20 protein-coding genes are annotated in these 25,357 nt (G+C 49.4%); 9 read left to right on the plus strand and 11 right to left on the minus strand.

The features are described from left to right. The first annotated feature begins 4 nt into the window (after positions 1-4). Together A5320_RS21435 and A5320_RS21440 are read left to right on the plus strand one after the other, a co-directional pair. The gene (locus tag A5320_RS21435; protein ID WP_068070027.1) at positions 5-358 is read left to right on the plus strand and encodes a hypothetical protein; all 354 of its coding nucleotides are present in this window, start codon (positions 5-7) and stop codon (positions 356-358) included. 113 nt (positions 359-471) lie between these two features. Continuing rightward, positions 472-909, plus strand: coding sequence for a hypothetical protein (locus A5320_RS21440; RefSeq protein ID WP_068070029.1), 438 nt, complete (start codon positions 472-474; stop codon positions 907-909). Between the two features lie 63 nt (positions 910-972). Here A5320_RS21440 and A5320_RS21445 read toward each other — a convergent pair whose 3' ends face one another. Next, positions 973-1,587 (minus strand): RDD family protein, encoded by a 615-nt coding sequence (locus A5320_RS21445; protein ID WP_068070031.1) that lies wholly within the window; start codon positions 1,585-1,587, stop codon positions 973-975. Positions 1,588-1,810: 223 nt separating this feature from the next. On the opposite strand from A5320_RS21445, the gene A5320_RS21450 reads away from it, so the two are divergent. After that, entirely contained in the window at positions 1,811-4,096 is a 2,286-nt protein-coding gene (locus A5320_RS21450) for a M14 family zinc carboxypeptidase (protein WP_068070033.1), read from the plus strand. Here the strand turns inward: A5320_RS21450 and A5320_RS21455 are convergent. From A5320_RS21455 to A5320_RS21465, 3 genes are all read right to left on the minus strand, one after another. Beyond that, entirely contained in the window at positions 4,093-8,073 is a 3,981-nt protein-coding gene (locus tag A5320_RS21455) for a PAS domain S-box protein (protein ID WP_068070035.1), read from the minus strand. The genes A5320_RS21450 and A5320_RS21455 overlap by 4 nt on opposite strands. Before the next feature lie 243 nt (positions 8,074-8,316). Continuing rightward, positions 8,317-9,060, minus strand: a complete 744-nt coding sequence (locus A5320_RS21460) for a DUF481 domain-containing protein (protein ID WP_068070037.1) — start codon at positions 9,058-9,060, stop codon at positions 8,317-8,319. After that, entirely contained in the window at positions 9,057-9,884 is an 828-nt protein-coding gene (locus tag A5320_RS21465) for a mechanosensitive ion channel domain-containing protein (protein ID WP_231916809.1), read from the minus strand. Before A5320_RS21465 ends, A5320_RS21460 begins: the two co-directional genes overlap by 4 nt. Positions 9,885-10,091: 207 nt before the next feature. Between A5320_RS21465 and A5320_RS21470 the strand changes: the two genes are divergently transcribed. Then, positions 10,092-10,646, plus strand: coding sequence for a DUF1285 domain-containing protein (locus A5320_RS21470; protein ID WP_068070040.1), 555 nt, complete (start codon positions 10,092-10,094; stop codon positions 10,644-10,646). An 11-nt stretch (positions 10,647-10,657) separates the two neighbouring features. Here A5320_RS21470 and hemN read toward each other — a convergent pair whose 3' ends face one another. Further along, positions 10,658-12,016: an oxygen-independent coproporphyrinogen III oxidase gene (hemN, locus tag A5320_RS21475; protein WP_068070042.1), complete on the minus strand. Its 1,359-nt coding sequence runs from the start codon at positions 12,014-12,016 to the stop codon at positions 10,658-10,660. 139 nt (positions 12,017-12,155) lie between these two features. Between hemN and A5320_RS21480 the strand changes: the two genes are divergently transcribed. Continuing rightward, entirely contained in the window at positions 12,156-13,436 is a 1,281-nt protein-coding gene (locus A5320_RS21480; RefSeq protein ID WP_068070044.1) for a metal-dependent hydrolase family protein, read from the plus strand. A 76-nt stretch (positions 13,437-13,512) separates the two neighbouring features. On the opposite strand, the gene A5320_RS21485 is transcribed toward A5320_RS21480, so the two are convergent. The 4 genes from A5320_RS21485 to norR form a co-directional block, all read right to left on the minus strand. Next, complete coding sequence (locus A5320_RS21485) at positions 13,513-13,977, minus strand: DUF2489 domain-containing protein (protein WP_197490248.1); 465 nt, start codon at positions 13,975-13,977, stop codon at positions 13,513-13,515. 15 nt (positions 13,978-13,992) lie between these two features. Next, on the minus strand, positions 13,993-14,550 hold the full coding sequence (yihI, locus tag A5320_RS21490) for a Der GTPase-activating protein YihI (RefSeq protein WP_068070048.1): 558 nt from the start codon (positions 14,548-14,550) through the stop codon (positions 13,993-13,995). 759 nt (positions 14,551-15,309) lie between these two features. Next, positions 15,310-15,585, minus strand: coding sequence for a Rho-binding antiterminator (locus A5320_RS21495; RefSeq protein WP_068070050.1), 276 nt, complete (start codon positions 15,583-15,585; stop codon positions 15,310-15,312). Between the two features lie 54 nt (positions 15,586-15,639). Further along, positions 15,640-17,211, minus strand: coding sequence for a nitric oxide reductase transcriptional regulator NorR (gene norR / locus A5320_RS21500; protein WP_068070052.1), 1,572 nt, complete (start codon positions 17,209-17,211; stop codon positions 15,640-15,642). Between the two features lie 210 nt (positions 17,212-17,421). Here norR and A5320_RS21505 point away from each other — a divergent pair, with 210 nt between their 5' ends. The 3 genes from A5320_RS21505 to hmpA are packed head-to-tail and all read left to right on the plus strand — an operon-like array spanning position 17,422 to position 20,159. Beyond that, the gene (locus A5320_RS21505; RefSeq protein WP_068070054.1) at positions 17,422-17,691 is read left to right on the plus strand and encodes a hypothetical protein; all 270 of its coding nucleotides are present in this window, start codon (positions 17,422-17,424) and stop codon (positions 17,689-17,691) included. After that, positions 17,692-18,927, plus strand: a complete 1,236-nt coding sequence (locus A5320_RS21510) for an NnrS family protein (RefSeq protein ID WP_068070056.1) — start codon at positions 17,692-17,694, stop codon at positions 18,925-18,927. Positions 18,928-18,965: 38 nt separating this feature from the next. Beyond that, on the plus strand, positions 18,966-20,159 hold the full coding sequence (gene hmpA, locus A5320_RS21515) for an NO-inducible flavohemoprotein (protein ID WP_068070058.1): 1,194 nt from the start codon (positions 18,966-18,968) through the stop codon (positions 20,157-20,159). A 98-nt stretch (positions 20,160-20,257) separates the two neighbouring features. Here hmpA and A5320_RS21520 read toward each other — a convergent pair whose 3' ends face one another. Next, on the minus strand, positions 20,258-20,884 hold the full coding sequence (locus A5320_RS21520; protein ID WP_068070060.1) for a c-type cytochrome: 627 nt from the start codon (positions 20,882-20,884) through the stop codon (positions 20,258-20,260). A 179-nt stretch (positions 20,885-21,063) separates the two neighbouring features. Between A5320_RS21520 and yihA the strand changes: the two genes are divergently transcribed. Continuing rightward, positions 21,064-21,696 (plus strand): ribosome biogenesis GTP-binding protein YihA/YsxC, encoded by a 633-nt coding sequence (gene yihA, locus A5320_RS21525; protein ID WP_068070061.1) that lies wholly within the window; start codon positions 21,064-21,066, stop codon positions 21,694-21,696. A gap of 699 nt (positions 21,697-22,395) precedes the next feature. Here yihA and polA read toward each other — a convergent pair. Beyond that, a complete protein-coding gene (polA, locus tag A5320_RS21530; RefSeq protein ID WP_068070063.1) occupies positions 22,396-25,215 on the minus strand; it encodes a DNA polymerase I in 2,820 nt (939 codons plus the stop codon). Positions 25,216-25,357: the final 142 nt, after the last annotated feature.

Here is a 25,357-nt window from a genome sequence, read left to right on the forward strand (position 1 = left end):
GTCTATGGCATTTACCACCTCAAAAAACCGTTTAACCGCCAAACCCAGAGGCCAGTCGCAGCAGGTGCAGGATTTACAAATCTGGCGCTTGCATCAAAAAATTGTCGAGAAAATTGAGCAGGATCCAAGCTTGTGCGCCCAGATTCAGCAATGCCTGGAACAACGATTAGCTGCAGGACAAGTCCGGCATGGTGAATACTTGTACTGGAGCTGTTTGCTGCTCGAGGTGCATCAGAAGGAACAGTTCCGGGAAGGTGTGCTGAGTATGGATCCTCGCATCTGTAAGTATCGTCGCCGCACACCTTTTGTTGGCATTCTGACTGAACAGGAACGGCAACAGATCCTGTATGGTGAGTGATTGACCAGCTATACCGGTTATCCTTGACGATGCGGGGTTGTTGGCCGCCTACCCCTATCTTCAATGATTTTGGGTATATACTTTTTTCAATTTTCACTCAGAGGAATTGCACTATGCCAAAGCTGCTTCGTCAGATCATCGCGGTCGTGATCGGTATTATCATCGGTAGCTGCGTCAATATGGCACTGGTGACTTTCAGTCCAGCACTGATCCCGCCACCAGCCGGAGTTGATGTCACCAATGCCGAAAGTCTAAAGCAATCCATCCATTTATTTCAGCCGCAACATTTTATCATGCCGTTTTTGGCCCATGCACTAGGCACGTTTTCCGGAGCTTTAGTGGCTTATCTGCTGGCAGTATCGCACCACAAACAGCTGGCTTTTGGCATCGGCGCTTTTTACTTCTGCGGCGGACTGGCGGCCAGTTTTATGATCCCGGCACCAGCCTGGTTTATTACGCTTGATTTGTTGCTCGCTTATCTGCCAATGGCATGGCTCGCAGTGTGGCTGGGCTTCCGGCTTAGGCCCGCGACTACAATCTCTCGGGGCTAAGTAGCATTGTAGCGGGTCGCTTTGGAACACAAAGCGACCCGTTGTCGCTGGTTGGAACAAATTTTAGCTCGCGGCTACCAAAGCATCATCATTCGGCGACTTGGCAAGTGCCAGCATGGTTTGCTGTACCACGACAGTACCGGCAATAAAATCGTGCAAAGCACGTTTACGTTCGTTAAATAGCAACACCACAAACTCGCTGAGAACCCACACGAAAGTGACGAGATTTAACATGTCATGCCAAGCCGGGTAGAACTGAATCATATGTTGTCCTTGTTCCACCAAGCCGGCATTTAAGTAAATGGCTGGATCCACTTGAGATAAAGCAACCAATTGAATGTAGATAGTGGCGACGGCAAAAACCAGATCGAAGGCCGATCGCAAGACAGCGTGTTGCAGCCCTATACCGTCGCCATTAGGTTTTGTCACTTTGATACCAGCAGCCATTTTCCCAACTGTGGCGCCAAATTTATAATGAAAACCAATGGAATAGCCTGAATACATCAATCCTGACAACACTGCACCTATCATCGCGGCTTCGATTGAAATGCCGTCAATAAAGTGAAATAGAAACATAAAAGGCACGAATATCAGCAGATCTACAAAGCCGGCGAAAAATCGTTTCCGAAAGCCAGCGTATACTTTGTGTCCATTTACTTTGGTGGGTAAAAATTCCATTACAACTCCATTGAGTTTATGTCGTCAGCAGTCTGAATGCAGTTGAGTGAAGCCGTCAATGCTGATGTATGAAAAACGTAATTTTAATGGCCGTGAGCTGTTAATTTTAATTGGTGAAACGACCATTTTTACGTTTTTGTTATTAAGATGTATTTGCAATACAGCGATTGCCGGAACTTCAGACAAGGTTTAGGCTACAACAAATCATCCGCAGGAGCCGGCTATGCATAAAATGTATTGGCTAACAAGTTTGTTTATTAGTTATCCGCTGTATGCCGCACCATTGCTGGATGATCCGCGTCTGCAGGATTTTCAGCAACAACAACTACAACAGGCAACTGAAGTGCGGTTTGCGACTGTAGAACTGGCGCGGGCGGCGGCTATTAGTCATCACGATGTGTTGCTTGCCGGGCACTGGAAAGACAAAGTTCTTGTTTTACAGCTTGATAACAAAGCTAAGTTACAGCTAACTCCTTTTGCTGTCGCGATGACTCCGGCCACACAGTGGCAAACAGCGCAAGCTGCAGCCTTCAGTCAATCGAACAATCGCAGTGATAGCAGCCAAGCTAACCAAGCCCAAGCCGGTATTAGCGGTTTCCCCTGTTATGAAACTGTCGAAGAAAGTTATGCCATTGCTGAACAATTGGTGCGGGATTACCCGAATTATGCAAGCTGGCAGCCCATCGGTCCGGCCTGGGCGAAAAGCAACGGCCGCCCCGGTTATGACTTACATGTGTTGAAACTCAGCAAAAATAATGGGGTGGCAAACAAGCCGGTGCTGCTGATCAACAGCGCCATTCACGCCCGCGAATACGCCACCGCGCCTTTGATGCTGGCCTTTGCCAAATCGGTGCTGGAAGGTATTGGCAACAACGCTGATGCCGATTGGATGTTAGAACAGCAGGAAATTCACCTGCTGCTGCAAACTAACCCTGAAGGGCGGAAGATTGCTGAAGGTGGTTTGTTATGGCGCAAAAACATCAATGATGCCAGCTGCAGTTCTGGTAACTACGGAGTTGATTTAAATCGCAACTTCAGTTTCGGTTGGAACAGTGCGCCCGGAGGTAGCAGTGGTGATAGCTGTGACTTAACCTATCGTGGTGTCAGTGCTGGCTCTGAGCCAGAAACTCAAGCCTTACAACAATATGCCCGTGCAGTGTTTAAAGATAACCGGGGGCCGCTACGCTCCGACGCAGCTCCAGCAACAACATCGGGCATTCATCTGGATATTCATAGTTACAGCGAGCTGGTGTTATGGCCCTGGGGCGAAAATGCCTCACCGGCGCCAAACGCAGCGGCGCTGCAAACACTGGGTCGCAAATTCGCCTGGTTTAATGATTATCTGCCAACACAATCCATCGGTTTGTATCCAACCGACGGCACCACCGATGGCGTCAGTTATGGCGAACTCGGGGTCGCTGCTTACACCTTTGAAATTGGCACTGCGTTTTTTCAATCCTGTGCGGTCTATCAGAACCAGATTTTACCCGACAATTTAAAAGCCTTGTGGTATGCCGCCCGGGTCACTGCTGCTCCTTATTTATTGCCTTCTGGCCCGGAAGTGCAGGGGCTGACGATGAATACGGTTGATGGCAAAGTGCGGCAGGATCAAAGCTTAACGCTGCAGTTTCAGCTGACCGATCGCCAGACTAATCTGCAAAATGGCATCGAGCCAAGCCAGCCAATCAGCAAAGCTGAGCTTTTTATCAATCAATTTCCGACAGAGTCTGCTACCGCTGATGTCGTGTTAAGCGCGCAGGATGGTGCTTTTGACAATGCCGTAGAAATGGTTAACGGCACTTTGACGAGCTTACCACTTGGCAAACACCGGCTTTATCTGCGGGGGACCGATGCGTCCGGACAGGCTGGCCCGGTATACGCAAGTTACGTCGAAGTGACGCCCGCGCAGGAAGATCCATTGATTTCTTTGGATTTTAGTGTGCAGTGCCAGTTTTTACGTTGCAGTTTTCGTAACCTCAGTCAGATCGCAACGGGTAGCAACCTGGTATTTAGCTGGCAGTTTGCTGCAGGGCAAAGCAGCCAGTCGGCAGCGCCGGAATTTGTGTTTAGCGCTGCCGGAAGTTATCCGGTCAGTTTAAGTACCGTCAGTTTAGGGCAGCCGCGCGTGGTGACTAAAACCGTGACCGTATTTGCCGAACCACAGGTCAGTTTCAGCAGCAGTTGTAACAACTTAGTTTGTGACTTCACCGCCAGTGCCAGCAGTGGCAATGGCGCTATTGTGCAGTACAACTGGCAGCTGGGTAGCGTCGTCGCCAGTGGCAATCCGCTGCGTTTTACCTTCAGTGGTGCCGGCAGTTACCCGGTGACGTTAACCGTCCAGGATGCGGCCGGGCAACAGGCCAACAGTAGCCAGACGTTGACGGTGACGGCTCCGCCGCCTCCACCACCTGCAGCAGCCGGGAAATCATCAGGCGGTAGCTGGCCTGCTGTGTTCAGTCTGGGGTTATGGTGGTTGTACCTGGCACGGCGTCATCGCAGTTGTCGCTAAAGCCGTCCCGCTACCAGGTTCGATGGCACCAGATCCACCGGTGGCATGATTTGCTGTTGTAGCAGCACCTCGAATTTTTCGGCCGGTACCGGTGGACTGCAATAATAACCCTGGTAATGGTCGCAGTGTTGCTGGCGCAGAAATTCCAGTTGGGTGGCAGTTTCCACGCCTTCTGCCAGCACTTTAAAACCCAGAGTATGAGCAATACCAATAATGGCAATGGCGATTTCCATATCGTCATTGTTGCCCGGAATGTCGTCGATAAACTTTTTATCAATTTTCAGTACATCCAGCGGGAAACGTTTTAAATAAGCCAACGATGAATAGCCAGTGCCAAAATCGTCAATGGCCAGCCGGATCCCAAGACTACGCAGCTGATTCAGCGTGGCAATGACCGCTTCTTCGTTTTCCATCAGCGCACTTTCGGTCAGCTCCAGCTCCAGCGAATGTGGCGGAAAACCAGTTTCGGCAAGGGTTTCAGTCACCAGCGCATGCATGTCAAACCGTTTAAATTGAATGGGCGACACATTCACCGCCAGCGTTAATTTGGGTAGGCCTTGTGCCAGCCATTGTTGACCCTGGCGACAGGTTTCCTGCAGCACAAAGTGGCCGATGTCATTGATCAGGCCACAAGCTTCGGCAACCGGTATAAAACGCGCTGGCGAAATCATGCCCTGCTCCGGATCAAACCAGCGCACCAGTGCTTCGGCGCCAATGATCCGGCCACTGTTTATTTCCACTTGCGGCTGATAAAACACCCGCAGCTGACCAAGTCGCAGTGCTTTGCGTAAATTCGCTTCCATGGTCAGGCGCTCACGGGCGCCCTGGGTAAACTCATCGGAGAAAAAGGTGTAGGTATTCCGGCCGGCAGCTTTGGCTTTGTACAACGCGGCATCGGCGCCTTGCAGCAAATTGAGGGTGGTATTGGCATGTTGCGGGTACACGCTGATGCCAATGCTAACGCCCAGGGTGACTTCGTATTGATCGGCTAATAACCAGGGTTCGCTGAATTCGGCAATCATTTTAACCGCGACCCTGGCGGCGTCTTCCGGCGATTGTAATGGCGTCACCAAAATAGCGAATTCATCGCCACCCAGTCTGGCCAGTACATCGACGTTGCGGCACAACTGTTTTAACTTTCTGGAAACCTGAAGTAGTAATTCATCACCCAGTACATGACCATAGCTGTCGTTGACGTCTTTAAAATGATCTAAATCCAGCACCAGCACGGCGCAACCGGTACTGTCGCGGCGGGCAATTTTCATTGCTTGTTCCACGAGTTGCAGAAATAAATGCCGGTTCGGCAGATGGGTTAATTCGTCGTGGTCAGACAAAAAAGCCATCTCTGCTTCGGTGGCCCGAATTTGCGATAAGTCGGTAAAGATCGCGGCATAATGACTGACCCGTTGTTGCTCATCAAATACCGCGCTGATACTGAGTTGTAACGGCAAGGTTTCACCATCTTTGCGCCGGTTGACCACCTCACCTTGCCAGTAATGTTGCTGTTCCAGCATGCTCCACATTTGCTGATAAAATTCCGGGCTATGCCGGCCAGAGCGCAGGATGGATGGCGTTTGCCCAATTAACTCAGCTTCTGAGTAACCAAACAGTTGCGCCATCGCCGGGTTGATGGAAATAATCCGCCGATCAGTGTCGGTGATGATAATACCTTCCCGGCTGCTGTTGAAAACCGCTGAGGATAACCGTAACGCTTCATCCTTTTTTTTACGCTCGGTTAAATCCAGATCCATACAGAAAATTTGTGCCGGCCGATCTTTCAGTTTCACCACGGCGTGACCGGAATACACCGGCACCAGCGTGCCGTCTTTGCGTTTTAGTAATAACTCTTCGGATGGGATAGTTATACCGGTTTCAGCCATACTGGTGATGGCTTGTCTGACACCTTCGCGCATAAAGTCCGGAATAATTAAATCCAGTAAATTGCTGCCAATCGCTTCCTCTTTGCTGTAGCCATAAACTTTTTCGCTGGCTTTATTCCAATAAAAAGTGGTGCCGTCGGCTTCATAACCCTGCACCGAGATTTCCGGGGTGTTATCCAGCAAGGTGCGAAAACGTAACTCACTTTCCATCCATTGTTGTTCGGCGCGTTTTTGCACCGTGATATCTTCAATTTCCAGCAGCAAGTGGCTTTGCTGTTTTTGCGTCACAATGGCGCGCAGGCAATATTTTTGCCAGTACACCTGACCGTCGGTGCGTACGACTTCCAGTTGCCCTTGCGCCAGCTCCATCCCGGTGATGACCTGCAACATGGCTTCGGCAATCACAGGTTGTAATGCGGCTGGGTAAATACTGGTGAGCTGCTGCCCAATAATGGTGTCAGCCTGCAAACCAGTTAGTCGATCAAACTGATGATTTACATAAGAAATTTTTGCTGCAGCGTCGCAAATGATAATCGCAATCGGGCTTTGTTCCACCGCTTTTGACAACAAATCAAAACGTGCTTTGGCATCACTACGCTCCACCAGAAACGCTGCCAGGCTGATGGTAAATTGAATAAGATCCTGTTCGTCAGAATTAGGTTCTCTCGCTTGAGCCGAATAAATTGCAAAAGTACCTAACAACATCTTCTGGCTGCTAAAGAATGGCGTTGACCAGCAGGCTTGTAACCAGTCAAAGGGTTGGATCAAGCCTTGAAAATCCTGCCACAACAAATCCGTGCGGACATTGCTGACGATCACCGGTTTACCGGTCGCGGCGGCAGTACCGCAAGAACCATTGCCATATCGGATCGGCAAGCCATCAACCTGTTGGTTGTATTCGTCGGGTAAGCTCGGGCCAGCCGCGACCCGTAGCTGCTGTTTGGGTAAATCCGCCAATAAAATAGAGCAGCGCAAGGCTGGCAGCTGTTGCTCGACAAAATTCACCAGCTCGGTCAATAGTTCTTCAACCGGGGCATTATCCAGCAGCCGGTGCAATAAATGGGTTTGCGCATGTTGTTTCAGCAGCTGTTGACGCCGTTCGCGGATATTCTGAAAACACAACACCAGCACAGTGCCGTCTTCTGAACGTGGCACCGGCATTACCCGGTAAGCACAAGGCAGCACATCGCCATGACGGTCAACCAGCAAATCGGTTTCACCATGCAAAGGGGCTGGTTTCTCAATAAGTGCCGCGATGTCGCGCCAGGCCGCCAATGCTGTTTTGTGTTTGGCGATCAACGTCAGCATGGGCAACCCCAGCACCTGCGAAATACTGGAATATCCAAGCTGCTGTAATGCGGCCTGATTGACAAACGTAATGTCGGTATTGGCGGCGATGCCGATGATGGCGTCGCCCGTGGCGTCCAGCAGCAATTTAACCTGCGCCACGCTGGATTCCTGAGCCAAAGTGGCTTGTTTTTTGGCGTCGATATCTTCAATCACCGCAATAAAATACGCCGCTTCGGTCGTGGTTTCCCGCTGCATCGACACCGACAAATTGGCCCAGAAATAGCAGCCATCGCGACGCCGATAGCGTTTCTCCATATCGTAATGTTCAATGTCGCCCTGGGTGAGCGCTTCGATTTTTAGTAAATCGTCTGCCAGATCATCGGGGTGGGTGACATCATGAAAACTACGGCCAATCAGGCTATCAGCGTCGTATTGCAACATATGCGAAAAGCGCTGATTCACCCGCAAAAAATGCCCTTCGATGCTGACATGCGCCATGCCGACCGCTGACTGGCCAAAGGTGCTGTCAAAACGCTGATTGGCCACCAATGCCTGTTGCTGGTAGTCACGGCGTTGCAAATAGAACCAACTCATCAGCCAGAGTGAAACGCCTAGTAATACCCAGCCATTATAGAGGTGCAACTGCTTTGCTTGCTCGGCAGGCATCAAATATGAGGTCAGATACAGATCAAATTCGGTCAGCCAGCAACAAGCCAGCACTGCAAACAATACTGCTGCGAGTATTGAATACAGATCGGTAGATGACGACTTGATTGAGTCTGCTGTTCCTTCTTCCGCCATTGCCATTGGCTTCCTTTGTGAGGTCGGTCGCTGCAGTGTTGTCGTCCCGGTTGCAGCGGATGCCAACTTAAGATCGCCAGTGTCCGGCGTTTCTGATATAGGGTTTGATACACTGGAATTTGCTAAATTAAGCTTAGCTCAAGTCGTTGGAAAGGCCACAAATTTCCGCTGAGTGCCCCGCAGGCTCTGCTGAACTGTGCTGCTGAGATGACAAAAAACCGGCCGCAATGGGCCGGTTTTCCAAAGTAACTAAAACGAATAAACCAAAGTCAGTGAGGTCTGGGTGTCGGTTTTTTTCTTTCCAACCGGTACGTCGCTGTCGTTCATCACCAGGAAGGCTGCCTTCATTTGCATTTTGCCGTTAATTTTGGCGCTGACTGAAGACTCGGCGCCGGTTCGGGTGTTGTTTTCACCCATTTCGACACTCAATGTTTGTTTAAAATCAGCGGTGTCAGAGAGTTTCCAGTTCAGTGTCGCCGCACCACGGACCATAGCGCCGTTTTCGGTGATGTCATCAGAAGTGCGACCGCTGTAATAACCAGGACCAATTTCCGCTTCCAGCGTTTTGCTGTCATCTTCATACAATCGATCGCCGTAACCAACGGACACTAAAGCATATTTGGTGTATGCGCCAAAGGTGTCGTCGGTATAAGAACCAAATACGTAAAGTTTGGCGTGGTCGGCATCGAGTTTGTAACCACCTTTACCTGAGACAAAAAACCGCTCGGCTGACTTTTCGGTGACTTTGTCACCGGCGGCGTTGGTCAGTTCATCTTCTTTGTAAAAAGCAGCAAAGGCGTATTCATTGCTCCATTTTTCCAGCTCTTGTTTACTATCTATTTTGCCGGTGATCGAGGTACCTTTGGTATTACCCGAAGTGGCAATCGCGCCCAGCTCAGCAGAAGTTGACCATGGTTTTACTGCATCTTCCGCCTGACTGCCGACGCTGCACAGCAATAATGATGACAACAGCAATGGTTTATTCAGTTTCATTCCTTTTCCTCTTTTCTCAGATGCAAGGACATTTGCGGGTAAGGAATTTCAATACCTTCCTGATCAAATGTCAGTTTCACTTGTTCCAACGTGTCCCAATAAACCTGCCAATAGTCAGCGGATTGCACCCAAGAGCGCACGATCAGCTGCACTGCCGAATCAGCCAACGCGCTCACGGCAATCACCGATGCCGGGTCTTTTAAAATACGTGTATCTGCTGCCACGATATTTTCCAGCAACTGCTTGGCTTTGCGCAGATCGGAGTCATAGCTGATGCCGATGGTCAGATCGACCCGTCGCTGTGCCTCTGCAGAGTAATTCACAATAGCGCCGCCGGTAATTTGCGAGTTCGGCACAAAAATCTTTTTATTGTCGCCGGTTTTAAAAACGGTCTGAAAAATGTCGATGCGCTCAACCACACCGCTAATGCCAGCAACATCGACCAAATCGCCGGCTTTAAACGGCCGGAATACGATGATCAGTACGCCAGAAGCAAAGTTCGACAATGAGCCCTGCAATGCCAGCGCCACGGCAAGACCAGCAGCACCTAAGATGGCGATAAACGATGCGGTTTGAATACCAAGATGGGACAGCGCAATCAGCGCAACGGCAATTAAGATAGCGGCGTAAACAATACTGCTTAAAAACGACACCACAGCACGATCGACTTTACGGTGCAGCAAGGCTTTGCCAATCAGTGTGGACACGCCACGTGCCAGAGCGCGGCCGATATAAAAGATGATGATGGCGACAGTCAGATTAATCGCGGTGGTAATTATAATTTCTTGATTTTTTTCGATATATTCTAAAATTTGACTCAGCAAAACCCAAGCTCCTTCCGGTGGTGGTCTAGGTTGAACGACGGCATCAGGTTGATGTTATTGTCGTCCCGGCCTTATTATCATAACGCGAAACATCTCTGTTGTACGGTTTTGGTTGGCGCAAAACCGTACTGGAAACGTCAATTGCGCCTATGCTGCATGCAAAGCTGTTGGTGAAAGACACCGACACCGACTTTCTGGAACTGCCTTATGGATCTCTCTTTATTACAACAACAACTGAAGCAAGGCCGCAACGCGCCGCTGGAATCCTGGCATCCGCCATTTTGTGGCGACATCCCAATCCGGATTGACCGCGAAGGCCAGTGGTTTTACCAACAAAGCCCGATTGGCCGGATTGAATTGGTACAACTATTCAGCTCGGTATTACAGTATAAAAATGACCGTTATGTGCTGACCACGCCAGTGGAAGAGGTGGCTATTCAGGTCGATGATGCACCTTTTTTACTGACCAACTGGCAGTGGCACGACAACGAACATGGCTCTGTGCTGCAAATGATGACTAATTTAGGGACGGAATACTTAATTTCGGCTGAATACCCGGTCCAGCTACAAGCCGAGCCGGGTTCTGGTTTGTTGTTGCCTTATTTGCAGTTGCCGCGTGGCTTGACCGCGAAATTCAGTCGCGCCTTGTTTTATCAGTTGGCAGAGCAGGCGGTGGTGCAGATGTTTCAAGGACAAAACCACTTTGTGCTGCAAAGTGGTGAATATCAATTTAGTCTTGGGATAGCGGACGAAAGCACCTAAACGATTCAGGCTTAAATCACTTGTGAATACTGCTGACTTTGCGGCAGTAAATAGGCATCAAAACAAGCCGCCAGTACCCGTACCCAGGGCCGTCCCAGCTTCGTGACCTTAAGTTGCTGCGCCGAGAGTTCTACCAAACCATCGTGCTGACACGCGGCTAGTTGTGCCAGACTGCTGGCAAAATATTGTGCAAAGTCGATGTGCCATTTTCTGGCAAATATAGTGGTATCCAGCTGAAAATTACACATCAGTTCAGCAATCAGATCAGCGCGGATTTGGTCATCCAGACTTAATGCCATGCCTTTATCGATGCTGTGCCCCAGCTCATTTTGTTGCCGGTAATACTGATTTAAATCTTTCTGATGTTGCCAAATTTGGTTGCCGACCTGACTGATGGCCGACACGCCAAGCCCGAGCATCGTCTTACAGTTGTCGGTGGTATAACCCTGAAAGTTGCGTTGCAATTTACCTTCGCGTTGTGCAATCGCCAGGCTGTCATGCGCTTTGGCAAAGTGATCCATGCCAATCGCCTGATAACCGGCTTGCCCGAGCTGTTGCACGGACAACGCCAATAATTCCAGCTTCTGCTGTGCATTGGGCAAGGCTTCGCTTGGAATTTTACGTTGTGCCGCAAAACGTTCCGGTAAATGCGCGTAGCTGAACAACGAAATACGATCCGGGTCCAGCTGTATTACTTGCTGCAAAGTTGCTCTAAAGCTGTCCGGCTGTTGATAAGGCAATCCGTAGACTAAATCCAGATTCACTGAGTTAAAACCGAGCGCTCTGGCGGCAACGACCAGGGTTTCCACCAGAACAAAACTTTGCTGGCGGTGAATGGCCAGCTGCACTTTTTCGTCAAAATCCTGCACCCCAAAGCTGACCCGGCTAAAGCCCAATTCGCGCAGTAGCTTAAGCTTTGGCACATCACAACTGCGCGGGTCAATTTCAATGCTCAGCACGGCATCTGGGGTAATGTGGAACTGCTGCCTTAATAACTGCATCAACTGCGTTAATTGTTGCTGATCTAAAAAAGTTGGCGTACCACCCCCCAGATGCAGCTGGCTGACCTGCTTTTTGGCAGTCACCTGCTGGTAAAACTGTATGTCCCGCGCCAGCGCCTGCATGTAGCGGTCGGCTTTACTCTGATCGCGGCTAATGACTTTGTTGCATCCGCAGTAATAACAAAGCTCTCGGCAAAATGGCAAATGCACATACAAACTCAATTCCGGGCCGCTATCGACCAGTGCCTGCAAGGGGTCTGCTGCGTTGTAGCCACTGCGCAATAACAACGCTGTTGGGTAGGAGGTATAGCGTGGGCCTTTAGTGTTGTACTTACGGACCAGTGCTTCGTCCCAAATCATGGTGTTCATATCGCATTCGCCTGTTCTTGACTGGTGGCAGTATAAGCACTGTGATTTATTAGACTTTGATCCAACTCAAACATCGATGATGTCGACATCACTAACCAGAGTGCAGCCAATGTCGTTGCCTCATGATCCAGGAACCAGCATGAAACCAATCAAAACTCTCTTGTGCAGCAGTGCGTTATTACCGCTGTTAGCACCAGCCGCCACCCTCATTCACGCTGGCACCGTGATTACCGCCGAAGGCTCACAGGTATTACGGCAGCAAACGCTGGTGATTGACGGTGACAAAATCAGTGCCATTGAAAGTGGTTACCGCCAGCCTGGCAGCGGGGATACCTTGATTGATTTGAGTAAACACACAGTGCTGCCGGGTTTGATGGATATGCACACTCACTTTTCATATCAGAGCAGCCCAACGTCCTATACCGAAGGCTTCACCATGAATGAAGCGGACGTTGCCTTAAGGGGCGCTGTGTATGCGAAAAAGACATTAATGGCCGGTTTTACTACAGTGCGGGAACTCGGCGACAGCCATCACATCAGCACTGCGCTGCGTAAAGCCATTACCGCTGGTTATACCGAAGGGCCGCGGATTTTCACCGCGGGTCGTTCGATTGCCACTACTGGCGGCCATGCCGATCCAACAAACGGCGTGTCTTATGAACGGATGGGTGACCCGACGCCGGCCGATGGCGTGGTGAATAGCGTCGAAGATGCACGTAAAGCAGTGCGGCAGCGTTACAAAGAAGGCGCTGATTTGATTAAAATTACTGCCACCGGCGGTGTACTTAGTGTCGCAAAAAGTGGCATGAATGCGCAGTTTAAAGACGAAGAAATAAAATCGATTGTCGATACCGCCAAAGATTATGGTTTTACCGTGGCAGTGCATGCGCATGGTAAAGAGGGCATGGAGCGGGCGATTAAAGCCGGCGTTAGCTCGATTGAGCACGGCACTTTTATGGACGATAAAACCATGGCGCTGATGAAGCAATATGGTACTTATTATGTCCCGACTATTAGTGCCGGTAAGTACGTGGCCGAAAAAGCCAAAGTACCGGGCTTCTTCCCGGAAATGGTACGGCTCAAAGCGGCGGCAATAGGGCCGTTAATTCAGCAAACCTTCGCCCGGGCCTATAAAGCCGGGGTTAAAATCGCCTTTGGCACTGACGCCGGGGTCGGCATGCATGGTGATAACTGGCAAGAATTTGTATTTATGACCGAAGCGGGTATGCCGCCATTGGCAGCACTGCACAGCGCTACCATCGAAGGCGCCAAGTTATTGGGCATGGCGGAAACGCTGGGTAGTATCAAAACCGGTAAAATTGCCGACATTATTGCGGTGCCAGGCGATCCGCTGGCGGATATCAGTGTGATGGGGAAAGTGAATTTTGTGATGAAAGCCGGCGTGGTTTACAAACAATAATCAAAACGGACCTTTCTAAAAAAGCAAAACCGGGTCTATGCCCGGTTTTTTTGTTTTCTTACTGTGGTGCAGATACTTAATGCCGTTGCTGTAACAAATCCAGTAAACCGCGAATATCCGTTTCGATGGCATCTTTTAACTGAATTTCAGTTTGCTGGCGCAGATGATCCTGACGGCGTAATTCCTTTTTATCCAGCTCTTTGCGGGCGTCGTGGGTCGGCATTGCTTTGACACAGTCGTACATTGCAAACAATCCTGGCCAGCGGCTGGATTGGGCTAAGTCAGGTTGCAGGTTGTCCAGCAATACCCAAATCCGCAGTGCCGCTTCCGATAATTCACACTGTTGTTCCAGCGTGGCTTTACCGATGAGCAGAATGCTATCGAGCAAATACTGCTGATGTTTGGCCTGTTTTTGCTGATGGTCCAGCAATGACTGTTGCTGCCGTTGTTGTTGCGCACGCAGTTGAAACAATATTTGTCCCAGATAAAACGCCAAACCTGCGACAACCAAAACCCCGAGCCCAAACAAAACATACCACATCAAATCATCCGTCCGTTATTCGCCCAGTAAGTCTTTACGCCAGTCAACCTGCTGCAGTTTACTCAGCTCGTCTAATTCTTCTTCTGGCGTTTCGTCTTCTTCGTCTTCAACATCCAGACCCAGCAACGTCAGCAATTCAGAATGACGGGCAGTTTTAGCGTTAAAGTACTTGGCATCTTTGCCAGTCAGCGTTTCGCCTTGTTCCATCCGCTCCAGCAATTCTTGCAGTTTTTCATCCTGCTCCAGTTGTTCTAATTCAACCTGTGGCGGAATTTCAACCGGCTTGGCTTTAGCAAGTAAGGCTTTTGGCGTGGTTTGTGGTGCGAGAAGTTTCTTCTCGGCCACGGTTACAACCAGTGGAATTGGCGTTTTGCTGCCATGGCGTGGATCTTTGTTTTTGTTGCCAGTGTCGGTAGGTTTATCCGCATGAACCGCATTGCGGCTACCGGATTTTAAGCCTGCACCTTTTTTCTTGGATTCTACAGGGCGTTCACGTTCCTGGCGGGCTTCTGCAGTGGGTTTATGCCGAATACCAAGCTGGCCGGAGGTACGTGCTTTCTTTTTGCGAGTCATAATGTCTACCTGTAGAAAAGGGCGCGTATTTTAACCAGTTTTCACCACGCTGCCTATGTATTTCGCGTGGATCCGAATAATACTGTATTTACAGCTTAGACAAGTCTGCAGCCTGGGGTAGCGTGTGCTGGCGATAAAACGGCTACTGACGGCAAGCCATGTTGATAAAAACCAAATCGCAGATAAAACAAAACGGCGGGAAGTGAAACTTGCCGCCGTTCGAAGGTTTGCACTGAAAGGTGCTGAATTTTTTGAGATCATCCTGACTTACGTGAGACACCCTGTCTGGTAAGTTTCCATATATTGTTAGGTCATTTCCCTATACAAATCATTATTCGCGATCGTCCTAATACTTTTTTAATCTTCCCTGCTCGCGTTAAAAACGCTGACATCAGTGACGATGTCTTGATGAATGTACCGAAGCACTCATGCTTTCCGTGCTTAAAAATTCCATTTTGTTGACATGTTACAATCTGTAACGGGGTTTAATTTACACCTATTGCGCAGAATGGCAAGACTGTGCACAAAAAAAAACCATAAAAAAATTGAACCAATTTAGAGTGTCAAATTAAATCAGTTAGTTAGCATGAATTATCAGTTGAAGGTAATTCATGGCAGCAACTTTTCGGGCGAAAATCTTACGCTTAGCGTGAGAAATATCTTACAGAATGGCCGTCGTTGGTCGTTATTTAGATCAAATTGGTCGCAATATTTCACCGATTCAGGACAAATGTTGCGGATTTTTGAAGCGGCTGCGCTTTAAACGGCGCAGCTGCTTGTTGGGTGCAACCAGATAAGTGCCTGTGGTGCATCTGCAGCCAACACCTCGATATGCTGGATCTGTAAAAGCGGCACTTGCAGAATCTCATTGGATTGATCCAGCAACAAAAATTCTTCCGTTGCAGTACTGCGGGTATCCCGAGCCACGCCCGGTATCTCGCTACCATCCAGCAAATGGAGTACGACCTCGTAGCGACGCATACAGATAATTTCAATATGATCATGGACATCGCAGGCAATGGTTGCTCGGTTCATTTAGGGCTCCTTTTTTTCTGCTGAACAGCTTGGTTATGACAGTGTAGACCCTGTTTAAGTACGACCGCTATACACCGTTTTTTCGACACTGATCCCCAATCGTTTAGCGAGGCGGGACAGATTCGCCCGGTCTAACTCCAGCTGTTTTGCTGCCTGACTCCAGTTACCGGAAGTGCTTTGCAGCATTTGCAAAATTTGCTGTTTTTGAAATTCGTCGGTCGCAGCTTTAAGATTCAAGCCGGTGATTGCTGCTTTTGATACCTGGGCGTTGGTACTGGATTGTATGGTGAGACTGAGCTCCAGATGTGCTGGCAGCAAAGCAATAATGTCCCCGGCAGCAGTATCTTTGCTGGCTTTTAGCGCAGCTCGGCTAATCACATGTTCCAGTTCCCGCACATTGCCAGGCCAGTTGTACTGCAAAAGTTGCAACCGCGCGTCAGGGCTCAGTTTTAATTGGCGTAAGCCAAGTTTACGTGAAGTCACTTCCAGAAAATAACCAGCCAGCAGCAGTACATCCTGTTGCCTATCTTTCAGTGCTGGTACTTGAATAGGATAAACCGACAGCCGGTGATACAAATCGGCCCGAAACCGGCCAGCGGCAACTTCGGCGGCTAAATCGCGGTTGGTGGCGGCGATAACCCGCACGTTGACCGTCTTCACATCGTCCTTGCCAACTGGCTGAATTTCACCACTTTGCAGCACGCGCAATAATTTACTTTGCACAGAAAGCGGCAGTTCACCGACTTCATCGAGGAAAATAGTACCGCCGTCAGCCAGCAGAAATTTGCCCGGTCTTTCGCGATCGGCACCGGTAAAAGCGCCTTTGGCATGACCGAATAACTCACTTTCCGCTAACGTTTCCGGTAACGAGGCGCAGTTTAAATGCACCAGCTGTTGTTTCACCCGCCTGGAACATTGATGCACAGTGCGGGCAACCAGCTCTTTACCAACGCCGGTCTGGCCCTGGATCAGTACGGTGTAATCTGAAGCGGCCACCAGTTGAATATCACTTTTTAATGCCAACATCGCGCTGCTTTGGCCAATCAATTCACCGCCTTCACGGGTCAGTGCTTCATGGGTCAGTTCTTCCACCAGATCCTGCGCCTGACGGGCACTTTGCTCGAGCTTTTTCAGCTGCACCGCAGTTTTTAAGGTGGCCGCCGACATTGCGGCAATCAGCTGCAACGTCCTTTCGGCAATCGCAGAGAAGGCGTCCGGTTTCAGGCTGTCCAGTGTCACCACGCCGATCAGTTGTCCGTCGGAATACAAAGGTAAACCCATACATGAATGCACCGGCAAATCGCCGGCCTGCGCCAGCAATAAACCATCATAGGGGTCGGCAAGTTCGGTGTCGGATGGAAAACGCACCGGATCGGTACTTTGGCAAATGGTCGCGAGTCGCGGGTGATCTTTAAGCCAGAAGCGCCGGCCTAAGGTGTCAGCGGTCAGCCCCTGAATGGCCAGTGGTTGCAGCAGTTCGCCCTGATAGGCCAGCAATACCACGGCGTCGCAGTTAATTGCTTTGCGGATGGAGCTTAGCAACCGGTCAAAACGGTCAATAGTAGTAATGCTGTTGGCTAAATCCAGCGCCACTTCCAGCAACATCGTTGAATTTATTTCGGCCATATCAGCTCCGGTACCCTAGGTTGATTGTGATGAATTGTGTCATAACATTTCTATTTTGTCATTTTGACTCTATTTGTGCGTTGTCATTATGACTCTTTTAACGGCTGAAATTTTATAAGCAATTGAAATATAAAAAATAAATATGTGGCATTAGATCTGCAATCTACCAGCAATCCACTGTGGAGTCAGGGGACTCCGAAGGAGCTTGTTATGCTGCATGTTGCCCAATTGTTCAGCCATCAAAAGCTGTCTGCCACCGATCAGTTCGAAATCTTGTTGTTGGTCGCCAATACCTTGCTGGCGTTATCTTTTTGCCTGCTGCTGGCTACCATTCTGGTGTGTTACCCACTGGCGGCGTTGTTTTCATTTGAGTTGCAACTGGCTGGTCATGTCACGATGATTTTCAGCGCCACCTTGCTGAAAATCGCTTACGTTTGCCGTTGTATCGCGCAGTATGAATTGCATCAGGAAGTGCGTTAAATGGCGCGCAAAGACCCAACTTTACACAATATCCATTGGCCGGAAACTTCCGACGGACGTGCCAAACCCTGGTCATCCGCAGCACTTTTCGCATTGGCATTCCGGCCATTTTTTCTGGCGGGCGCCTGCTGGGCTGTGATCGCAATCGCCATCTGGGCTTTGTGGTTCAGTGGCTTGCTGACATTGCAGCTGGCGTTTCCACCTTCACTTTGGCACGCCCACGAAATGTTATTTGGTTTTGGTGCGGTTATCGCCGTCGGCTTTTTACTCACCGCCGCTCAAAACTGGACCGGACTGCCCAGCCTGTCTGGCAAGCCGCTGTTACTGCTGAGTGTGTTTTGGCTAACCGCCCGGCTTAGTCTGTTATTTTCGGTATTCCCGCCGCTGTTATGGCTGTTTATGCTGACGCAGTTGTTGTGGTGGTGTGGCGCGATTTATAGCCTTGCCAGTTTGCTCATCCGTGCGAAAAGCCGGAACAACTATCTGTTTATTCCGCTTCTTTCAGTAATGGCGCTGCTGAATACCGGTTTTGTCTATGCGGCATTCACCCAGCAGTTTGCTATCGCCTCTCATTTGAGCCACAGCGTGATCCTGCTGTTTTGCATGCTGATGGCGATTGTAGGTGGCCGGGTGATCCCATTTTTCACTGCCAGAGCGCTCGATCTGGCACAACAGAAAACCCCGCTGCTGGATAAAGTTTTATTGCCGCTGTCGATACTAGGTACCGCGTTGTTTCTGCTTGGCTTTTTCATAAAACTACCACTGCAAGCCGGCTGGATCATGTTGCTGCTTGGGGCTTTGCATCTACTACGACAGCTTTATTGGACGCCAGGGAAAATCTGGCAAGTACCGTTGCTCTGGTCGTTACAGCTGGCTTATCTGGCGTTGGCCTTAGGTTTACTGCTACTCGGCGTCAGCGATTTAACCCAGCTTATTCCCTTCAAAGATGTACTGCATTTGCTCAGCATCAGCGCAATGGCAGGCATGATCCTGGCGATGATGGCGCGGGTGTCCTTAGGTCATACCGGCCGTGCGTTACAGGCTGGAAAAATGCTCAGTGTCGCTTTTGGTCTGTTGTTGCTGGCAGGGCCGCTACGCATGTTTGCGACTTTATCTGGTTTTCCACTGTTGTTCTGGCAAGGAAGTGCTTTGTTATGGCTCAGCTCCTTTGCCATTTTCCTCTGGTTGTATTGGCCCATCCTGACTCAGCCCCGCGCTGATGGCAGACCGGGTTAATTGCTGTTGTAAGTTAGTTCTTAAAATGAGGTTTTAATATGTTATCTGCCGAAACAATCGCTATCGTCAAAAGCACTGTTCCGTTATTGGAAAATGCCGGGGTGGCGATTACCAATCACTTTTATCAAAGAATGTTCCGATTGAATCCTGAGCTGAAAGATATTTTTAATATGACCAATCAGCACAGTGGCCGGCAGCAATTTGCGCTGTTTAGTGCCATTGCCGCTTATGCCAAAAATATCGATAACCTGTCAGTGCTGGCTGAAACGGTCGAGCGGGTGGCGCACAAACACACCAGCTTTTTTATTCAGCCAGCGCACTATGACATTGTTGGCCATCACTTAATTGAGACTTTACGCGAGCTGGCTCCGGACGCATTTACCCTGGATGTTGAACAAGCCTGGACCGAAGCTTATGGCGTGCTGGCCAACATTTTTACCGGACGGGAGCGCCAGCTATATCAGCAGACTGAACAACAGCAAGGCGGCTGGTATGGCCCGCGCCGGTTTAAGGTGCAACAGAAAGTCCCTGAGTCGGCCTTAGTCACAAGCTTTGTGTTGGTGCCGGTGGATGGCGAAGCGGTGGTGGATTTCCAGCCTGGGCAATATCTGGGGGTAAAAGTAAAACCGGCGAATTGTGAGTATTTCGAAATGCGCCAGTATTCACTTTCCGATAAAGCGAATGGCCATAGTTATCGCATCAGCGTCAAACGTGAAACGGGTGAGGTCGCCGGTTTAGTTTCAAATTACTTACATGACCATATTCAGGAAGGCGACGAGCTGGATATTTTACCGCCAGCCGGTGATTTTTTTCTGCAATCGGCTCATCTCCCCACTGTGCTGATTTCGGCAGGCGTGGGTTTAACGCCGATGATGTCGATGTTGGAGAGTATTGTGGCTTTAAAACAGCATACGCCCGTTTATTTTCTGCATGCCTGTGAGGACCAAACACAACATTCGTTTGCAGAGCGTTTACAGCAGTTAGCGCAGGATTATCCGTTGTTGCAGCATTTTTGTTGGTATCGCAATGTGCTACAAAATGTTGCATCAAATCAGTTTACGGGATTGATGGATGTCGCAGCCGTTTCCAGATTATTACCGCTGCAAAGTGCCAACTTTTACCTCTGTGGTCCAACTGGTTTTATGAAGGCCGTGAAGGAGCAACTGTTAGCATTGGGAGTTGTATCGGCGCAGATCCACTATGAAGTATTTGGTCCGCATGCAGATTTTTAAAAGCACAGCTTGAAGGTATATGACGGTATAGCAAAAGCACTTGGTAAAAAAAGGGCCTGACGAGTGTCAGGCCATATTGCAGCTGCAAGTATTAATAATTAATGCAGGCCGCCCAGATATTTTGATAAAACTTCGATATCTTCGTCAGTCAGCTTTTTCGCAATATCGCGCATCATGCCATTCATGTCATTGGCGCGAGTGCCGCTACGGAAAGATTCCAGCTGCGCTTTGATGTAAGCCGGGTGCTGGAATGAAATTTTGGGGAAGTTCGCCAGGCTGTGGCCCACACCCCGTGGACCGTGACAGGCAATACAAGCAGCAATGCCACGATCCATATCACCAGCGCGGAATAATTGCTGACCACGGGCGACTACATCTTCCGGCGTTGAACCTGATTTCATCGTCTGGCTGGCGTAAAACACCGCTAAGTCTTTCATATCCTGATCAGATAAAGCTGCAACCATGCCGCCCATCACCGCGTTGTTACGGCCTTCTTTGCCACCAGAAGTCATCCCGGCTTTAAATTCTTTCAGTTGTTTGTAAATGTAGCCGGCATGTTGGCCAGCGATTTTCGGATACATATCGGTGGGGCTGTTGCCATCAGGGCCGTGGCATGCAGCACAAGTGGCTGATTTTGCTTTACCTGCTTCTGCATTGCCTTCAACAGCGGAGACCTGGCCAACTAACCCTAAAAAAAGCATGACTGGAAGTGCGAATTTTTTCATGTTTATCCGTCTCTGTTCAGCGTGAACCTGCAAAAAGCAGGTATAAAAGATAATAACCCTAAGAATTATGGCTATTTTACACGAAACTTAGCCAGATAAAATCCCATTCAAGCGGCTAATGCTTCTTCAGATCAACTAGATCCGCTACACTATAGCCAAATTTGACGTCGGAGTGAGTTGTGTACAAAGCAAAATTTAATTATCAGCAGACCAGTTTCTTAACCAGTGCCCCGGATATTACCGCGTTGCCACCAGATACCGGCATTGAAGTGGCGTTTGCTGGGCGGTCCAATGCGGGTAAATCCAGTGCTTTGAATACGCTGACCCGGCAAAACGGTCTCGCCAGAACCAGTAAAACACCGGGCCGGACACAGCTCATTAATACCTTTCGCTTAGCCGATGATAAACGTCTGATCGATTTACCCGGTTATGGTTTTGCCAAAGTGCCATTAGCGGTGAAAGAGAAATGGCAAAAATCATTGGGTGAGTACCTGATGAAGCGGCAAAGTCTGAAGGGACTGGTCGTGTTGATGGACATTCGCCACCCGCTGAAAGATTTAGATCAGCAGCTGATCCACTGGGCTGTTGAAAGTCAGTTATCAGTATTATTGCTGTTAACCAAAGCCGATAAATTAAGTCCTGGTCCACGTAAGAAGACCTTGCTGGAAGTGCGTGAAGCCTCACTGGCGTTTATGGGCGATGTGACAGTGCATACGTTCAGCTCGCTCAGTAAACAAGGTTTAACTGAATTAGAGCAAGTATTGGATGATTGGTATGGCCGTGATGCGGAAGATGCGTCTGCAGCGGAGTAACAGCGTTTTAAAACCAGCTTAAACATCCTGAGGTAACCGGGTTAATCTGCCCGGTTACTCACTTGGTTTGTGCTCATTTCTGATCTCTGCCAGCGCAAATTACCCTGCCGTGTTTTACCAAACTCTACCAAATCCAATTTGCTATCCCCCAAAAAAGAAAAACCGGCGTCTCAGAGAGAAGCCGGCATAGCAAACGGGGAGAAGCTATCAATAATTTCAAATCAACAGGGTGTCTTGCGAGCAAGACGTCGCCATTATACATAGATTTATGAACGTTTGAAGTATTTGCTCTAAAAAATCTAATAAATTTTCAGATTTTGAATAAAAAAAACGCCCCACTGCAAGCAGTGGGGCGGCTAAATAAGCCTACTTTCTATTCAAAATCAAGCGGTAAAGCTTGTTTCTGTTGAAAGATAGAACATCTTACCTCTGTACCCTACAATTTTGATTTTACTCAGACGCGTTCAAAAAGCAAGCGCATTATGTAATAAAACAACATAAATTTACTTTCAGATGAAATTTCACGAAGAATCGTAATTAAATTACCGGATTTGTTGCGGCAGAAATGCGACTGGCAGAAAAGAAAAAGCCTCTGCAAAGTCAGAGGCTAAAAGGGAATTACCAGGAATGTGGATGTTCACAGTCAATCAGACGTTGCTTTTGCGAACTAGTTCCAGCGATCCCAAATAATTTTTAAAATTAATGCGCTTCATCCCAGTTCATGCCAGAACCAGCTTCGGCCAGTAGCGGAACATCCAATGCCGCTGCTTGCTGCATCAGCCCGACAATTTGCTGCTGAAATTCAGGCTGCATGGTTGCGTCGACTTCAAACACCAGTTCATCGTGAACCTGCATGATCATCTTTATCTTGGCTGGATCTTGTTGCTGCAACCAGCGGTCAACGGCCAGCATGGCAATTTTAATAATGTCTGCTGCGGTCCCTTGCATCGGTGCGTTAATAGCTGCGCGTTCGGCGCCTTTTTTGCGACCGACATTTTTGCTATGAATTTCAAGCAGGTATAAACGGCGACCAAACAAAGTTTCCACATACCCTTGTTCGTGCGCTTGTTGTCGGGTGCGCTCCATATAAGCCAGCACACCAGGGAAACGGGCAAAATAGGTATCGACATAATGTTGGGCTTCACCACGACTGATATCGAGTTGCCGCGCCAGACCGAAGGCGGACATGCCATAAATTAAACCGAAGTTGACCGCTTTGGCCCGGCGCCGTTGTTCGGTCGTTACTTCAGTCAGTGCGACACCAAATACTTCGGCCGCAGTTGCCCGGTGAATATCCAGACCTTTGGCAAAGGCGTCCAGTAGCGCCTGGTCTTGCGACAAATGCGCCATGATCCGTAGCTCTATCTGCGAATAATCCACCGCCAGAATGCGTTTCCCTTCTGGGGCAATAAACGCCTGCCGGATTCGGCGGCCTTCTTCGGTGCGGATCGGGATATTCTGCAGATTGGGTTCAGTCGAGCTCAACCTGCCCGTTGCAGCAACCGCCTGATGATAAGAGGTGTGCACCCGGCCAGTGTCAGGATCGATACTTTGCGGCAGTTTGTCGGTGTAAGTCGATTTCAGCTTGGCCAGGGTACGATGCTCGATAATCACTTTAGGCAGCGGATAATCGTGCGCCAGTTCTGTGAGTACTTCTTCGGCGGTTGAGGGAATGCCGGTGGGTGTTTTTTTCAGGACAGGTAAACCCTGCTCAGTGAACAAAATTTCCTGCAGCTGTTTTGGCGAGGACAAATTAAAAGGTTTGCCAGCCAATTCATGTGCTTGCAGTTCCAGTTCGCCAATCCGGTTGCTCAGAAATTCACTTTGTTTTTGCAGAAGGGCCGCATCAATCAGCACCCCACCACGCTCCATCCGGGATAAAACCGGTAGCAGCGGCATTTCGATGTCTTGTAACACCTTCACCAGACCCGGGTTTTCAGCCAGTTGCGGCCACAAAGCAAGGTGTAATTGCAAAGTGACATCGGCGTCTTCAGCGGCGTACTCGGCGGCTTTTTCCAGTTCAATCTGGTTAAAGGTCAGCTGCTTCGCGCCTTTCCCCGCCAGCTCTTCAAAACTAATGGTTTGATGACCCAGATATTTCAGCGCCAGACTATCCATATCGTGGCGGCTGCCAACACTGTTCAGCACATAAGACTCGAGCATAGTGTCGAATTTTATCCCGCGCAGTTCTATCTGGTAGCGCGCCAGAATACTCATATCATATTTCAGGTTTTGGCCAACCTTGGCTTTGGATTCATCTTCGAGCCAGGGCTTGAAGGCGGCCAGCACCAGATCACGATCAAGTTGCTCGGGTGCACCAATATAATCGTGACCAACCGGGATATACCATGCCAATCCCGGCGCTGTTGCAACGGAAATACCAACCAGTTCAGCCTGCATGTAGTCAAGGCTGGTGGTTTCGGTGTCAAAGGCGACTAAATCGGTTTGATTGAGTAGTGTGATGAGTTGCGCTAATTGTTCCTGCGTCAGCACAGTTTGATATTGGCTGCGATCCAGCTGAGCAGAAGGTTCTGCTGTTGTTGCGGCTGCAACCGTGCTATTAGCTTCGGCAGATGCACCAGTTACAGCGCCCGGTGCTGCAGTGGCTTCGAGAGGTCTCACGGCATTAATCTTTTCGGCGCTTTGGACTTCCGCCAACCAGCGTTTAAATTCGCATAGCTGATAAAGCTCCGCCAGCTTGCTGTAGTCCGGTGTTCGCAGGTGCAGATCATTAAATTGCATCGGCAGTTCAACATCAGTTTTGATGGTCGCCAGCTGATACGACAGTTCCAGCTGTGGCTGAAACTCACGCATTTTGTCAGCGATGGTTTTGCTGCCACGAAAGCCAAGGGCTGCAATATCGTCCAGCCGTTGGTATAAAGTCTGAATAGAACCAAGGCCTTGCAACAAGGCTTGGGCGGTTTTTTCGCCAACACCGGGTAAACCCGGGATATTGTCAGCTTTGTCACCCATCAAGGCTAAAAAGTCGATGATAAGCTCAGGCCCCACCCCAAATTTTTCGCGCACACCTGCAGGGTCAAGGATGGTATCGGTCATGGTATTGATCAGCGTGACATGCTGATCAACCAGCTGCGCCATATCCTTATCGCCGGTTGAAATCAGCACATGGCGGCCAGCAGCACTGGCCTGAACTGCCAAAGTACCGATGACATCGTCGGCCTCAACGCCACTGATACACAACAACGGCAAGCCCAGCGCATGAATAATCTGATGCAAGGGTTCGATCTGCGTGCGTAAATCGTCCGGCATCGGTGGTCGGTGCGCTTTGTAATCGGCATACATGGTATTGCGGAAAGTCGGGCCTTTAGCATCAAATATCACCACCATCTGGCTGGGGTTATATTGGCGCAACAGACTTTTCAGCATGTTCACCACGCCATAAATAGCGCCGGTGGCTTCACCTTTAGAATTGGTTAAGTGTGGTGGCGAATGATAAGCACGGAATAAATAAGAAGAACCATCCACCAGGATCAGTGGATCAGCAGGGATTTGCACCATGAGCGAAGCTCCGAAGATTTTTAAGCAAGAATGCCACAGTTTGCGGGCTTCGGCCAGAAGCGGCAAGCTGTGGATAAGTTGTGAGTATGTTTGTGTAGAAAATTCAGGCAATAGCAAGTGAGCCCAAAATTCCTGAGCATCA

This window comes from Rheinheimera sp. SA_1 (genome assembly GCF_001669775.1).
Taxonomy (GTDB): Bacteria; Pseudomonadota; Gammaproteobacteria; order Enterobacterales; family Alteromonadaceae; genus Pararheinheimera.